Below are 14,530 nucleotides of genomic sequence, written 5' to 3'. Positions count from 1 at the left end.
TCTTGCCCATGCTCAAGACCGCCGCAGCTGCCGCCTTGTTTGCCGTTCCCGCTCTTGCTCTGAGTTCATGCGCCGCGCCCGAACAACCCAGCGATACGCCGGGCACCACGCCGTCGATCTGGACGGGCTCGCCATCGCCGACCACCGCGCCCGGCGCGCACCAAGAGGGTGAGGCCACCGAGAAGCTGACCGCCGATCTGAAGATGGCCGACGGCACCACCGTGGCCACCGCCGACTTCGAGTTCGCGGACGGATACGCCACGATCACCGTTCAGACCACCGAGTCGGGCAAGTTGACCCCCGGGTTCCACGGCATGCACATCCACTCCGTCGGGAAGTGCGAGGCGAACTCGGTGGCGCCCACCGGCGGTGCGCCCGGCAACTTCAACTCCGCGGGTGGACATTTCCAGGTGCCCGGCCACACCGGTCATCCGGCCAGCGGTGACCTCACCTCGTTGCAGGTCCGCGAGGACGGTTCGGCGCTGCTGGTGACGACGACCGACGCCTTCACCGCCGAGGATCTGCTGGAGGGTGAGAAGACCGCGATCATCATCCACGCGAACGCGGACAACTTCGCCAACATCCCGCCGGAGCGCTACCAGCAGGTCAACGGGAACCCGCCGCCCGATGAGACCACCCTGGCGACCGGCGACGCCGGAAATCGCGTGGCGTGCGGTGTTATCGGCACCGGCTAGCAGCCACATAGATTTCGCCGGATCGCCCCGGCCGACTGTCGGGGTGGAATGGGAGTTCGCGCTCGTCGACTCCGAAACGCGCGACGTGAGCAACGAGGCCACCCAGGTCATCGAGGAGCTCGGCGAGAACAACCCGCGCGTGCACAAGGAGCTGTTGCGCAACACCGTCGAGATCGTCACCGGCATCTGCGACTCGGTGCCGCAGGCGATGGACGATCTGCGCGAAACACTGCTCACCGCACGCAGAATCGTTCGCAGCCGCGGAATGGAGTTGTTCAGCGCGGGCACCCACCCGTTCGCGAAATGGTCGCCGGGCAGCCTCACCGATGCGCCGCGGTACGCGGAGCTGATCAAGCGCACGCAGTGGTGGGGCCGGCAGATGCTGATCTGGGGGGTGCACGTCCACGTCGGGATCTCGTCGGCGCACAAGGTGATGGCGATCAACACCTCGTTGCTCAACCATTACCCGCACCTGCTCGCGCTGTCCTCGTCGTCGCCGTTCTGGGACGGCGAAGACACCGGGTACGCCTCCAACCGGGCCATGATGTTTCAGCAGCTGCCGACGGCCGGGCTGCCGTTCCACTTCCAGACGTGGGCGGAGTGGGAAGGCTTCGTCCACGACCAGAAGAAAACCGGCGTCATCGACCACATGAACGAGATCCGTTGGGACATCCGGCCTTCGCCGCACAAGGGCACGGTGGAGATCCGGGTCTTCGACGGTGTCTCCAACCTCCGCGAGCTGAGCGCGCTGGTGGCGCTGACCCACTGCCTGGTGGTCGACCTCGACCGGCGACTCGACGCCGGCGAACGCCTGCCGACGATGCCGCCGTGGCACGTGCAGGAGAACAAGTGGCGCGCCGCGCGTTACGGCCTCGACGCGGTGATCATCCTGGACGCCGACAGCAACGAGCGGTTGGTCACCGAGGATCTCGACGAGTTGCTGAACCGGCTCGAACCGGTGGCCAAGTCGCTGCACTGCGCGGACGAGTTGGCCCGCGTCGCCGACATCTACCGGATCGGCGCGTCCTACCAGCGCCAGCGCAGGGTCGCCGAGGAGCACGACGGCGATCTGCGTGCGGTGGTCGACGCGTTGGTCGCCGAGTTGGACATCTAGCCGTGGCCGCGATGCCGATGTTCCCGCTTCAGGTGGCGATGCTGCCCGGAGAAGAGTTGCCGCTGCGGATCTTCGAGCCGCGATACACCGCGCTCGTCTCGGACTGTCTGGCGATGGACGACCCGGCGTTCGGTGTCGTGCTGATCGAGGCGGGCCGCGAGGTCGGCGGCGGCGACATCCGCAGCGACGTCGGCGCGATGGCCCGCATCGCCGAGTGCATCGACCAGGGCAACGGGCGCTACCGGCTGCGGTGCGTCATGGGCGAGCGGATCCGGGTGCTCGAATGGCAGCCCGACGACCCCTACCCGCGGGCCGCCGTCGAGCCGTGGCCCGACCAGCCCGGGGATGCGGTCGACGTCGACGCGATCCGCGACGTCGAGGATCGCATCGTGGCGTTGTACGAACGGATCGCAGGCGCCCGCGGCGCCGAGGTCAACGCACGAGACATCGTCGCCGGCGCCGACGCCTCGGGCGACGCCGGAACGTGGTTGTACGCGTTGAGTTCCCGGCTTCCGATCGGGCAGGCCGACCGGTACGCGATCCTGGCGGCGCCCAGCGCGTCGGCGCGGTTGGCGGCGCTGCGCGACGCGCTCGAGACCCTCACGGCGATGGTGGAGTTCCAGCTGTCGTCGGGAGAGTAGCTTCTCCGAATCTAGAAGACCTCTTCGAAGCTGCCCGCCAGTTCTGCGTCGGTGACCTCATACGTGTCACCCGCACCGCGCACCGCCTGTCCCATCTCGGTGAGGTTCGCGGCGATGGCCTCGGCCTGCTCGGCGAGATGGTCGCCGACCAGCCGCGCCGCCCACTGGGTGGCGGAGCCGGGCAGCCCGTCGGCCGCAGTGCTCACCTTGTGGCCGGCGTCGGCTTCGCGGACCGTCGACGACGAGGCGTCCACCCGACCGGCGAATGCCCGCAGGATCTCCGGATCAACCAGCATGGCCAGCACGTTACCGGCGGTCGGCACCGTTGATTCGCACCAATTTCTCACCCGGGGAGTCTCAGCAGACCAGCCGGGCGTCGATGAACTCGGTGCGGGGCGTGGTCTCGTCGGGCTGATCGGGACCGCAGCGGCCATAACGATCCATCAGATCGGCCGCCGTCGTGGTCGTGACCTCCCAGCCGTGTTCGGTCAGCCACTGCATCACATCGGTGCGCTGTTCGCGTCCTGCCCCGAAGGATTCCACGGCGATCCGGGTGCCGTTCACGCTGAGTTCCTGTATGCGTTCGAACAGCAGGTCGCGGCCCTCGGCAGGTAGGTAGGACAACAACCCTTCGGCCGCCAGCGCCATCGGCTCGGTGTCGTCGAACCCCGCGTCGCGCAACGCTTTCGGCCAGTCCTGCTGCAGGTCGACGGCGACCTGGACGTAGCGGGCTCCGGGCTGCGCATCGTGGGCGCGCAGTGTCTCGGCCTTGAACGCCAGCACCTCCGGCTGGTCGATCTCGTAGACGACGGTCTCGTCCACCCACGGCAACCGCCACGCCCGCGCATCGAGCCCGGGGGCCAGGACCACCACCTGCTCGATGCCGTTGGCACCCGCGGCGATGAAGAACTCGTCGAACCACTTCGTGCGCGAGGCCGCGTAGTCCGCGATCGAGCGGACCCGGTCCATCACGTGCGCGGGCGGCAGCTGCCAGCCCCGCTCCTCGGCGGCGTCGAGAAACATCTGCGCGTACGGGTCGGTGAACAGCGGACAACCCGAGTGGTTCTCCTGCGCGCGTAACCACGCCACACCCAACTCGGTCGGGTCGATGCTCTCGGTGTCGTACCGGCTGTCGTCAGCTCTCGCCATTGTCGTCGAGTTCCCCGTCGACGACCGCTTCACGCATCTCATCTTTGGTCAGCAGGTCATCGCGGAAACTGTGCTCTCGGTATGCCAGCTGTCCCACCCGGTTTGCGATCACGGGGGCGGTGATCACCGCGAACAACCCGGTGAGGATCAGCATGCCGACGTCGGCGTTGCCGCGCAGCCTGATCGCGGCCCCCGCGAGCACCAGCAGCAGACCGAGCGTCTGGGGCTTGGTCGCAGAGTGCATGCGCGTCAAGGTGTCCGGGAACCGGACGATGCCGATCGCGGCGGTGAGCGCCAGCGTCGAGCCGCCCAGCACCAGCACAGCGGTGATGACGTCGGCGACGTTCATTGCGTCCCCCGTCCGCCGCGCGGCCGCTCGACGTCGCGTACGCGGAAGCGCGCCACGCTGATCGTGCCGACGAACGAGATCAACGCGATCGCGGCCATGGGGTAGGTGACCGTGGAGTCCTGGCTGAACGCGGCCCAGGTCCCGATGCCGCACATCGTCACCGCCGTCAGGGTGTCCAGTGCCACCAGCCGGTCCAGCGTGCTCGGACCCGCCAGCATCCGGTACATCGTGACCAACGCGGCAGCGCTGATCAGCACCCCGGTGATCGTCCACACGTAGCTCACGCGGCCTCCTTGTCGGACGCCGGTCGCCAGTCCTCGTCGCGTTCCAGTGCCGTCTTCAGCAGCCGCTCCAACGTCGCCATCTGGGCGTGGAACTCCTGGATGGCGCGGTCGGTGTTGGCGTTGAGCACGTGCACGTAGACGATCCGGCGCGCCTGGTCGACCTCGAGTGCGATCGTCCCCGGGGTCAGGTTGATGAGGTTGACCGCCATCGCGAGCACCAGATCGGACTTCAGCGCGAAGTGGGCGCGCAGCACCGCGCTGACCGGTGGCGCCCCCGGCCTGACGGCCAGCCAGGCGACCTGGATCGATGAGCGCACCAGCCAGTAGACCATCTGAATGAGCAAGCGCAGCAACGAAAGCGGGTGCACCTTTCCCTCGACCGGCACCACCGGCAGCGGCAACAACAGGGTGATCACCAGCGCCACCACCAGACCGCCGACGAAGTTCGCCACAGAGATGCTGCCCCACAACAACATCCACACCAGGATCAGACCCAGGAGCACGCTGAGCCGGAGCACGACAGCCCTCATCGGTCCACCCCCAGCACGGTGCTGATGTACAGGTCGCGGTTGAGCACCTGATCGGCGGCGCGTTCGCTGTAGCCGAAGATCGGGCCCGCGAAGACGGTCAGGGCCACGCCGACGAGGATCAGCGCCCCGGTGGGCACCAGCATGCTGACCGGCATGCGGCCGACGTGAAGACGATCGGCGAACTCCACGTCCTCGGAATCGTCGAGCAGCACCGTCGGCGTCGCCGCAGCCAGGTGCCCCTCGGGCGCGTCGGCCCTGGTCCGCCAGAACGCCTTGGTCCACACCCGGGTAACCACGTACAGCGTGAGCAGGCTGGTCACCACGCTGCCGCCCACCAGAATCCAGGCCAGCACCGAGCCGCTGTCGGCGCCCGCCTGCATCAGCGCGACCTTGCCGATGAAGCCGGAAAACGGCGGTATACCCCCGAGATTGAGCGCCGGTACCACGAAGATGAACGCCAGCAGCGGACTTGCCGCGGCCAGCCCACCCAGCCGCTGAAGTGTGGATGCGCCCGCTTGCCGCTCGATCAGGCCGACCACCAGGAACAGCGTCGTCTGTACGACGATGTGGTGGGCCACATAGTAGATCGCGCCCGCGGTGCCGAGATCACTGGACAGCGCGATACCGAACACCATGTACCCGATGTGGCTGACGAGCGTGAACGACAGCAGACGTTTGATATCGCTCTGGGCGATCGCGCCGAGTATTCCGACCAGCATGGTCACCAGCGCGGCCACCAGCAGCACCGGGTCCAGCCCGCCGTTGGGGAACAGCAGCGAGTGCGCCCGGATGATCGCGTACACACCGACTTTGGTCAGCAAGCCGGCGAACACCGCGGTGACGGGGGCTGGGGCGGTGGGGTAGGAGTCCGGCAGCCACGCCGACAGCGGAAACACCGCGGCTTTGACGCCGAAGGCCACCAGCAGCACCGCGAACATCGCGGTGCGGGTGCCGCTGCTGACGTGGTCGAGGCGCACCGCCAGTTCGGCCAGGTTCAGTGTCCCGGTGGCTGAGTACACGAACGCGATCCCGAACAGGAAGATCATCGACGAGACCATCGACACCATGACGTAGGAGGCGCCTGCGCGCACCCGGTCCTCGCTGGCGCCGATGGTCAACAACACGAAGCTCGCGGCCAGCAACACCTCGAATCCGACGTACAGGTTGAAGAGGTCACCGGCGAGGAACGCCATGCACACGCCCGCCGACAGCACCAGGTAGGTGGGCAGGAAGATCGACACCGGCTGGCGCTCATCGCCGTCGCGGATACCCTGCCCGATCGCGTAGAGCATGACGGCCAGCAGCACGACCGAGGACACGACGAGCATCAGCGCCGACAACCGGTCGACCACCAGCGTGATGCCCAACGGCCCGATGCCCGAAACCGTTGGGCCCCAACCGCCGACGTGCAGCGCCATGGTGCCGCTTCCGTCGGTGAGCCAGAGCAGCAGGGAACACACCACCACCACGGCCGTCAGCGCGAGCGTGGTGATGAGGCGCTGCAGCCGCACCCGCCGTCCCGCCAACAGCGTCATGGCCGCCGCGAGCGTCGGGATCAGCACCGGCAACGGCGTGAGCACACCCCCGAGCGTCATCGTGATCCCTTGTCCCCGGGCACCGCGTCCAGTTCGTCGGGCGCGTCGGTGTCCTTGTACAGCCCGGGCGGCGGCGGGCGGTCGGCGTCGATGGTGGTGGCCTCCTCGTCGGACAGCCGCGACACCCGGGTGTCCTCGGGGTCGTCGCTGACCTCGTCGGCCGTCGTCAGCTGGTAGGACCGGTAGGCCAACGCGAGCACGAACGCCGCCACACCCATGGTGATGACGATCGCGGTCAGGATCATCGCGTGGGTCAGCGGGTCCACGGTGTGTTCGGAGCTGCTGCTCGTGGCGCCCCGGATCGGGGGCCTGCCCGACTCCCCGCCCGCGAACAGGATGAGCAGGTTGACGGCGTTGCTGATCAGCAGCAGCCCCATCAGCATCCGGACCAGGCTGCGTTCCAGCAGCAGGTACACCCCGGCGCTGGTGACCCCGCCGATCAGCACGAGCTGGACGATGTAAGAGGTCATTCGACACGCACCTGCGATCGGCGGGCGGGGCGCGACTCGGCCAACTCGACGTCCAGGCGGGCGCCCAGACTGCGTAACACGTCGAGAACCAGGCCGAGCACGATCAGGTAGACCCCCGCGTCGAAGAGAAGTGAAGTGACGACCTTGACGGTGCCCAGCACCGGCACGTCGAACTCGAACAGCGCCGACGACAGCGCCGGTGCGCCGAGCAGCAGTGAGCCGACCGCGGTGCCAGCCGACAGGGTGAGCCCCGCGGCGAGCACCCGACCGGCGTCGAACGGCAGCGTCTCGCCGAGTTCGTAACGGCCGCCGGCGATGTAGCGCAACACCACCGCCAGCCCGGCGGTCAGCCCGCCCGCGAACCCGCCGCCGGGGGTGTTGTGGCCGGCGAAGAAGAAGTACACCGACAACACCATGATCAGCGGGAAGATGATGCGGGTGGCCACCTCGAGCACCAGCGACCGATGTTGCGGGTCGCGCAGGTCGCTGCCGCGCAGCCAGGTGATGTCGCCGACGGCCGGGCTGATGTTGATGAACGACGCGATCCGGCCGATGTCGGGCTGGCCGGCGTCGGCCACGCGCGGCGGTGTGCCAAACCGCCTGTGCCGGAACACCATTGACGTCACGCCCGTGGCGGCCACCAGTAGCACCATGATCTCGCCCATGGTGTCCCAGGCGCGGATGTCGACGAGGAGCACGTTGACCGTGTTGGCCCCGTGGCCGCGGTAGTACGCGGCGTCGGGCAATAGCGCGGACACCGACACCCCGCTACGGGCGGCGGCCGCGAAGCTCGCCACCGCGGTGACGGTCGCGCCGACGGCCAGCGCAAGTACGGCACGCGGCAGCCGGCGCGCGCTGACGTTGGCCTTGTCGGCTTCTGCGGGCAGCGTCCGCAACACCAGGAGGAAGATCACCAGCGTGAGCGTCTCCACCAGAAACTGGGTCAACGCCAGGTCGGGGGCGCCGTGCAGCGCGAAGATCGCGCCGCAGCCGTAGCCGGTGACCCCGACCAGCAGTGCGGAGGCCAACCGGTTGCGCATCACGGTGAGACCGAACGCGGCGGACAGCATGACGAAGCTGACCACCGTGTGCAGCGGGAGGTCCCAGATCTCGAAGTTCGGGCGGTCGCGGGCACCGAGGGCCAGCCCCACCGTGGGCACCGCGACGAGCGTGGCCAGGATCGCCGACTGGGTCGCGGGGATCGATCCGCGCTGGGTCACCGCTGTCACCCGCACCGCGAGCACGTCCAGCGCGCGGACCACCCTGTCGTAAATGTGGTCGGCATTGCCGAGGGGCGCCGGCGCGGTGCGCACCCGCCGCAGCTGCTCGCGGCCGACGTAGGCGGCCGTGCCGACGGCCACGACGAGGACCGACAGAAGCAGCGGCAGGCCGAAGCCGTGCCAGAGCGCCAGGTCGTAGTCGGCCCCGCCGGGCACGGTGTCGGCGTAGGCGTCGAGGACGCCGTCGACCCGGGACGGCCACAGCCCAAAGGCCAGCCCCGCGACCGCCAGGATCCCCGGCGGGATGAGGAAGCTGAACGGGGGACGGTGTAACTCGGCCACCCGCTTGCTGGGTCTGGCCAACCCTTTGCGGCCGAACGCGCCGAACAGGAACCGCAGGCTGTAGATGGTGGTGAACACCGAGCCGAGCACGATGCCGGCGAGCACGAACGGCGCCGCCGAGCCCAGGGACGGGCTGTGCAGCACGGTTTCGAAGTCGGCCTCCTTGGCCACGAACCCGAAGAACGGCGGCAGCGCCGCCATGCTCGCCGTCGCGAGGACCGCGATGACGAGCAACGGTTTGGCACGATCGCCGAGCCAGGCCAGCCTGCGGATGTCGCGGGTGCCGGTGGCGTGGTCGATGATGCCGACGACCATGAACAGGCTGGCCTTGAACATCGCGTGCGCGACGAGCATGGCCAGCCCGGCCAGCATCATGTCGCTGCCGCCGCCGCCGACCATCACGGTGATCAGCCCGAGTTGGCTGACCGTGCCGAAGGCCAGGATGAGCTTGAGGTCGTATTCACGCACCGCGCGCCAGCCGGCCAGCAGCATGGTCAGCACGCCCAGGCTGAGCACGGTGGGACGCCAGATCGGCGAATCGGCGAAGCCCGGTGCCATCCGCGCGATGAGATAGACGCCCGCCTTGACCATCGCGGCGGCGTGCAGATAGGCGCTCACCGGGGTGGGGGCGGCCATCGCGCCGGGCAGCCAGAAATGCAGCGGGACGGTGGCCGACTTCGACAGCGCGCCGACCAGAACGAGCACCAGGCCCACCGATGCGGCCATCCCGGTCGGCGGGGCCGCGATCAGCTCCGACAGCAGGTAGGTGCCTGCGACGTTGCCGAGCACGATGATGCCCGCCAGCATCGCCAACCCGCCGAACGTGGTGACCAACAGGGCCTGGGTGGCCGCGCGTCTGCTGGTGGCCCGCTCGGCGTAGTGCCCGACCAGCAGGAACGACAGCACGCTGGTGAGCTCCCAGAACACATAGAGCACCAGCATGTTGTCGGCGACGACAAGGCCGAACATCGTGCCCGAGAACGCGACCATCTCGGCGGCGAAGCTCGGCAGCCGGTTCTCCATCTTGCCGTCGCGACGATGGAAGTAGTTGCCGCAATAGAAGAGCACCAGCGCGCCGATGCCCAGCACCAGCACGCTCATGATCGCGGCCAGCGCGTCGAAGCGCAGCGTGATTTCCATCGACAGCTCGGGCAGCCATACCACGTCCGTGGTTTTCGCCTGGCCTGGCGCCGGCCAGTTCAGCGCCACCCAGACCAGGGAGCCCAGCGGTACCAGCGACAGCGGATAGAACGCGTTGCGGCCCCACCGGTACACCAACAGCGGCGCCAACGCGGTGGCCACCGCGTGGGCGAGCAAGATGGCGAGCAAGTTGGCACTCCGATCGGGTCGTCTGGTCGGCATCAGCCGTCAGGCGATGTGCGGATGGCGGGGTGTCAGCCGGTGTCGATGGCTAATTCGGAGGCCATTCTACGTGGGCCGATGTCGTGCCCGCGCACCGTCATCCGGCAACCGGTGTGATATCGGGGCGTCCTCACCACCAGCCGGTGGCGTCGGAAAGTTGGCGGCCGAGCTCGTCGGCAAGCGTCCGCACATAGGTCGACGAGAGGTGATGGGCGTCGTGGTAGACGAGCACGTTGCCCTCCACAGCACGGCAGATGTCGAGCCGGCACATCGCGTCGGTCAGGTCGAGTACCGACATCGCCCGATAGCGGTCGACGTGGTCGAGAGTCGGGTTGCGTTCGGCCAGGGCCTCGTGCCGCGGCAGCCCGCATGCTTCGGCGTCGCCGCCTTCGGCGAGGCAGTCCACCGGCGCGACAAGGGCCCCGTCCCGGAACATCCACGGGGTGTCGCGCAGGCCGAGGATCGCGATGTCGTTGGCGTCGAGCACGTCCCAGATGCCGAGATAGCCGTCGGGCACCATGTCGCCGGGCCCGTCGGGGCGGGGCCGCGTCGTCGTCGTGAACACGAAGTCGGGCCGGTCGGCGATCAACGCCGCCATGACCTCGGGCATCCAGGCCCGGCATTCGGGGTAGGGCTCCTGGGTGACCGCATTGCGCGGATCGTCGTCCGTCGTCAGCGGGCACCCCATCTTCAGATAGGTCACCACGCGGAAGCCGTGCCGGACACCGAGCAAATCGAGCGCCGCGATCCAGTGCTCCGAGTGCGAACCGCCCGCCAACGCGATGGTTCTCGCCGCGCCGGGGTCGCCATAGGTGCAGCGGATCACCTCCGTGCCGGCGAAGTCGGTGATGCAGCCGTCAACGGTGGTCGCGGGAAGATCCTCGGCCGCCTCCAGGATCGTGGGGCGCATGGGCAGGTCCGGGACCCGCACGGGTTCGAGGACCGCGCGGGCGCCGGGGTAGTCGCGCGGCGAGAGGGACTGCAGTTCGTTGCCGTTCGCCCGGATGTCGGCGATGTGCTGGCGCCAGCCGAAAGCCGTCACGCACAACGTCACCGCCAGCAGCACGACGGCAGTGCCCGAGATCGCGGTCAGGCGTCGTGGCCGTTCGTGAACCGGTTGTGCGGCAGGGGTTGTCGCGGCACTCGGCATACGCAGCGGATCCTCCACGAGCCGCAGGGTCAGATAGGCCAGCAGCAGCGAGGCGGCGAACACCAGCACACCGCCGCGCAGTCCGACGGTGTGACGGTCCAGCAAGGTCATCGAGAAGATGAGCAGCGGCCAGTGCCACAGGTACAGCGCGTAGGCCATCGCGCCCAGCGTGACCAGCGCGGGAGTGGCCATCAGCCGGTTCGGCCACGGCAGGTTTGCTTCGGTTCCGGCGCCGCTGAAGATCAGCAGGAGCGTGGCGCCGACGGGGACGAGGGCCCACGGTCCTGGGAACTGCGCCGCGCCGTCGAGCAGGATGCCGCAGCTGAAGAGCAGCACGACCCCGGCCAACGCGGTCACCACGCGTAGCCGGCCGGGCATCCGGACAGCGGAGATCATCGCGGCGGCCAGCACACCGGCCAGCAGTTGCCAGGCACGGGCGAAGCTGTCGTAGTAGGCGCTGGCCTGGTCGAGGTGGTGGGCGAACACCGCATACGCGAACGAGGCGACGGTGGCCACGGCGGTGACCGCGACCAGCACCCGGCGTCGCCTCGCACTCCAGCCGTGCCTGCCCGTGACGAACGCCACCAGCCAGGCGATCAGCAGCATCGCCACGAAGAACTGGCCCTGTACCGACATCGACCAGATGTGTTGCAGCGGGCTGACACTCTGGCCGGCGCGCAGATAGTCGCTGGAGGTGATGGCCAGATACCAGTTCTGGTAATAGCCGAGGCTGGCCAGGCTCTGGTCGGCGAACGTCTCCCATCGGGTCTGCGGCTGGATCAGCACCGTCAGCACCGCCGCCGCGGCCAACACCACCACGAGCGCCGGGCACAGCCGGCGCACCAGCCTCAGCAGCGCGCTCGGCAACGGCTCGTCGGCGCCGGGATCGGCGGCCTGCCGCAACAGCCGGCCGCCGAGGAAGAACCCGGAGAGCACCAGGAACACGTCCACGCCGCCGGACACCCGGCCGAACCAGATGTGGTACACGGCCACCAGCGCGATCGCGATACCGCGCAACCCGTTGAGGTCGTCGCGGACCCGGCGGTGCACCGTTCGGGCAGCGGGGTATGGCTTGACGGCGGGCACGGGGGTCCTCATGGGGCGGCTGAGCGGGCCGCCAGGTCAGCAGATCAGGTGGCTCAGAAATATCGAAGCCAAACGTACACCCAGGCCAGCACGGTCGAGAGAAGTGTCACCACGATGCCGTAGCGGGTGAACCGCCAGAAGCTGATGGTGTGACCGGCGCGCTGGGCGATGCCGATGGCCACGACGTTGGCGCTGGCCGCGATCGCGGTGCCGTTGCCCGAGAAGCAGGCGCCCAGGGCGAACGCCCACCACAGCGCCCTGCCGGTCTCGCCCCCGGCCTCGGCGGCCAACGGTTCGACCACCGGCGTCATCGTGGCGGTGTAGGGGATGTTGTCGACGAACGCACCGAGCACGGCGGAGCCGAACAGCAACCCGGTCGCGGCCAGAAAGAAGTTGTCGCCGAAGAACGAGACCGCGGCGTTGCCGATCCGGCCGATCACCCCGGTGTGCACCAAACCGGCGACCATCACGAACAGGCCCATGAAGAACACCAGCGTCGGCCACTCGACCTCCGGCAGCACGTCGCCGACGTCGACGTTGGTGACCAGCAGCATCGCGCCCGCCCCCAACAGCGCGACGATCGACGGGGCGACGTGCAGCACCGAATGCAGGCCGAAGCCGACGATGACCAGGGCCAGCACCGCCATCGAGCGTGCGAGTAGCCGACTGTCCCTGATCGCGCGGCGTTCCTGCAGAGCCATCACTCTTTCAAGCTGCATGTGGTTGGTGCCCAGGTCTTTTCGGAACAACACCCTGGTGAAGAAGACAAACAGCACGAAGATCACGACCACCGCCGGCGCCATGTGGATCAGAAAGTCGTTGAAAGACAAGCCGGCCCGGCTGCCGATGATGATGTTGGGCGGGTCGCCGATCAGCGTGGCGGCGCCACCGATGTTCGACGCCAGCACCTCTGCGATGAGGAACGGTTGGGGTGCGATGCCGAGCCGGTCACAGATGACCAGCGTCACCGGTGCGACCAGCATGATGATCGTGACGTTGTCGAGCACGGGCGAGGCCACCGCGGTGATCAACATCAGCATCACCATGAGCCGAAACGGCTTGCCCCTGGATCGTTTTGCCGCCCAGATGGCCAGGAAGTCGAACAAGCCGGTCTGTTTGACGACGCCGACGATCACCATCATGCCCAGCAGCAGGAAGATGACGTTCCAGTCGATGCCCTCGTGTTCGGAGTAGAAGACCCGCGCACCCGGGGTCAACCCGAGCAGGGTCATCAGGCCCGCGGCGACCAGAACCGTCTTGACCTTGTTCGCGCGTTCGGTCGCCAGGAACCAGAATGCGACGACGAATATTGCCAGCGCCAGTAGTGGTGCCAGCACGAGCGGGACGATTCAGTCGTTGGGCCCGGCCACGGCCAAGCTGGTGAGGAGCCGCTCCAGGGTCACCGCGCCGACGAGCCTGCCCTCGCCGTTGACGACGGCGATCAGCGGACTTCGCTTGGTGGCCATCACTGCGGCCACCTCGAGCAGCGTGGCATCGGGCGAGACGGTCACCGGCTTGGCGACCGGGGTGGGCAGGCAGTCACCAACGGTGAGCTTGCCGGTGCCGTGCCAGAACAGGTCGGCGTGGATCTCGTCGACGGTGCGCACCAGCGCCGGGTCGTCGCGGTAGGACTCGGGGATCGCCAGCCGCAGCACCTGGGTGCCGGGCAGCACGGCGACCGGAATGTCCTTGTCGTCGACGACGACGAGCCCGGGCAGCCGGTTGACCACCATCAGCTGCACGGCTTTGGATACCGGGTCGTCCATCCGGACCGTCGGAGGGGTCACCGCGATCTCATGTGCTTGCATGACGTTCTTCCATCGGGTTCCGTGGTTGTCGGCGGCAAGTGTCATGGTCGTCGTTCTCCGATCGGTTCGTCGACCCGTTGACCCGACTGAGCTGAAACTCCGAGCGCCCGTGACGTGCTGGTGACCAGCGGGGCGAACACCTACGTGAAAGCGTAGTCGACCGGCGGACGGTTCACGGTCGGAATCGGCAGACTACCGGTACAGACATGAGATCGGTTGCCGCGCTGTGTAATTCGCGCCGATGCGAGCGAGCGCCGGTCGATGACAGCGTGTGGCCGAGCAGCCCGACGCCCGCGCCGAGGATCGGCCAGATCGGCCAGAAGTACCAGGAGCCCGCGGTCAGGCCGACCGCCAGCCACACCGTCAGCACGATCGCGACCATCGTCAGGTAGCCGGCCAGGTGGAACCGGACGCTGTGCCTGACCGCCCGCCTGCGGGCTTCGTGGCGGCGGGGATCGTTGCGCTTGAGCCGCTCGACGGGCAGGTCGCTGGTCAGGTGACGCAACTGCGCGCGGGTCTCGGCCGCGAACGTGGTCTGCAGCCGCGACTCGTATTCGTCCATCGCGAGATAGCCCTGCGCCAGCGCCAGCCCGAGCAGGTTCGCGGTCTTCTCCCGGTCGCGGTCGCCGGCGCGGACCTCGGCCGTGTGGGGGGCGGTCATGGCGGGACCTCCTCGATCTTGACAATGACAAGTTCACTGTCCGACTATGCCTCGTCAACTTGGCACTGTCAAGA

The 14,530-nt window shown here is 68.2% G+C and carries 15 protein-coding genes; 3 read left to right on the top strand and 12 right to left on the bottom strand.

Annotation, left to right across the window (positions count from 1 at the left end; translation table 11 throughout):
* The first annotated feature begins 8 nt into the window (after window positions 1-8).
* Genes sodC through MELE44368_RS08800 form a run of 3 tightly spaced genes read left to right on the top strand, consistent with a single transcriptional unit; the run spans window position 9 to window position 2,450 of the window.
* Window positions 9-695, top strand: a complete 687-nt coding sequence (gene sodC, locus MELE44368_RS08810; protein WP_046752890.1) for a superoxide dismutase[Cu-Zn] — start codon at window positions 9-11, stop codon at window positions 693-695.
* Window positions 676-1,809 (top strand): glutamate--cysteine ligase, encoded by a 1,134-nt coding sequence (locus MELE44368_RS08805; RefSeq protein ID WP_046752889.1) that lies wholly within the window; start codon window positions 676-678, stop codon window positions 1,807-1,809. The genes sodC and MELE44368_RS08805 overlap by 20 nt, the downstream gene beginning before the upstream one ends.
* A 2-nt stretch (window positions 1,810-1,811) precedes the next feature.
* Window positions 1,812-2,450, top strand: a complete 639-nt coding sequence (locus tag MELE44368_RS08800; protein WP_109747058.1) for an LON peptidase substrate-binding domain-containing protein — start codon at window positions 1,812-1,814, stop codon at window positions 2,448-2,450.
* 11 nt (window positions 2,451-2,461) lie between these two features.
* On the opposite strand, the gene MELE44368_RS08795 is transcribed toward MELE44368_RS08800, so the two are convergent.
* From MELE44368_RS08795 to MELE44368_RS08740, 12 genes are all read right to left on the bottom strand, one after another.
* Complete coding sequence (locus MELE44368_RS08795; RefSeq protein WP_046752911.1) at window positions 2,462-2,746, bottom strand: type VII secretion target; 285 nt, start codon at window positions 2,744-2,746, stop codon at window positions 2,462-2,464.
* A 61-nt stretch (window positions 2,747-2,807) separates the two neighbouring features.
* Window positions 2,808-3,599, bottom strand: a complete 792-nt coding sequence (locus tag MELE44368_RS08790) for an SAM-dependent methyltransferase (RefSeq protein ID WP_064919383.1) — start codon at window positions 3,597-3,599, stop codon at window positions 2,808-2,810.
* Window positions 3,586-3,948, bottom strand: coding sequence for a monovalent cation/H(+) antiporter subunit G (gene mnhG, locus MELE44368_RS08785; protein ID WP_046752887.1), 363 nt, complete (start codon window positions 3,946-3,948; stop codon window positions 3,586-3,588). Before mnhG ends, MELE44368_RS08790 begins: the two co-directional genes overlap by 14 nt.
* Window positions 3,945-4,232: a monovalent cation/H+ antiporter complex subunit F gene (locus MELE44368_RS08780; protein WP_064928265.1), complete on the bottom strand. Its 288-nt coding sequence runs from the start codon at window positions 4,230-4,232 to the stop codon at window positions 3,945-3,947. Before MELE44368_RS08780 ends, mnhG begins: the two co-directional genes overlap by 4 nt.
* Window positions 4,229-4,762, bottom strand: coding sequence for a Na+/H+ antiporter subunit E (locus MELE44368_RS08775; RefSeq protein ID WP_064919384.1), 534 nt, complete (start codon window positions 4,760-4,762; stop codon window positions 4,229-4,231). The genes MELE44368_RS08780 and MELE44368_RS08775 overlap by 4 nt, the downstream gene beginning before the upstream one ends.
* Window positions 4,759-6,357 carry a Na+/H+ antiporter subunit D gene (locus tag MELE44368_RS08770; RefSeq protein ID WP_128108150.1) on the bottom strand — a complete coding sequence of 533 codons (1,599 nt, stop codon included), beginning with the start codon at window positions 6,355-6,357 and terminating at the stop codon, window positions 4,759-4,761. Before MELE44368_RS08770 ends, MELE44368_RS08775 begins: the two co-directional genes overlap by 4 nt.
* Entirely contained in the window at window positions 6,354-6,827 is a 474-nt protein-coding gene (locus MELE44368_RS08765; RefSeq protein ID WP_128108149.1) for a Na(+)/H(+) antiporter subunit C, read from the bottom strand. The genes MELE44368_RS08770 and MELE44368_RS08765 overlap by 4 nt, the downstream gene beginning before the upstream one ends.
* Window positions 6,824-9,718: a Na+/H+ antiporter subunit A gene (locus MELE44368_RS08760; RefSeq protein ID WP_128108148.1), complete on the bottom strand. Its 2,895-nt coding sequence runs from the start codon at window positions 9,716-9,718 to the stop codon at window positions 6,824-6,826. Before MELE44368_RS08760 ends, MELE44368_RS08765 begins: the two co-directional genes overlap by 4 nt.
* A 163-nt stretch (window positions 9,719-9,881) precedes the next feature.
* Window positions 9,882-11,999 (bottom strand): acyltransferase family protein, encoded by a 2,118-nt coding sequence (locus MELE44368_RS08755; protein WP_128108147.1) that lies wholly within the window; start codon window positions 11,997-11,999, stop codon window positions 9,882-9,884.
* 41 nt (window positions 12,000-12,040) lie between these two features.
* Window positions 12,041-13,324, bottom strand: coding sequence for an ArsB/NhaD family transporter (locus tag MELE44368_RS08750; protein ID WP_064892429.1), 1,284 nt, complete (start codon window positions 13,322-13,324; stop codon window positions 12,041-12,043).
* Between the two features lie 12 nt (window positions 13,325-13,336).
* On the bottom strand, window positions 13,337-13,840 hold the full coding sequence (locus MELE44368_RS08745) for a CBS domain-containing protein (RefSeq protein ID WP_234707875.1): 504 nt from the start codon (window positions 13,838-13,840) through the stop codon (window positions 13,337-13,339).
* A gap of 127 nt (window positions 13,841-13,967) precedes the next feature.
* Window positions 13,968-14,456, bottom strand: a complete 489-nt coding sequence (locus MELE44368_RS08740) for a DUF1707 domain-containing protein (protein ID WP_082948561.1) — start codon at window positions 14,454-14,456, stop codon at window positions 13,968-13,970.
* Between the last annotated feature and the right edge of the window lie 74 nt (window positions 14,457-14,530).

The organism is Mycolicibacterium elephantis DSM 44368 (assembly GCF_004014805.1).
GTDB lineage: Bacteria > Actinomycetota > Actinomycetes > Mycobacteriales > Mycobacteriaceae > Mycobacterium > Mycobacterium elephantis.
The sequence above is the reverse complement of the archived record's forward strand: the minus strand, read 5'-3'. Positions and strand labels throughout refer to the sequence as shown.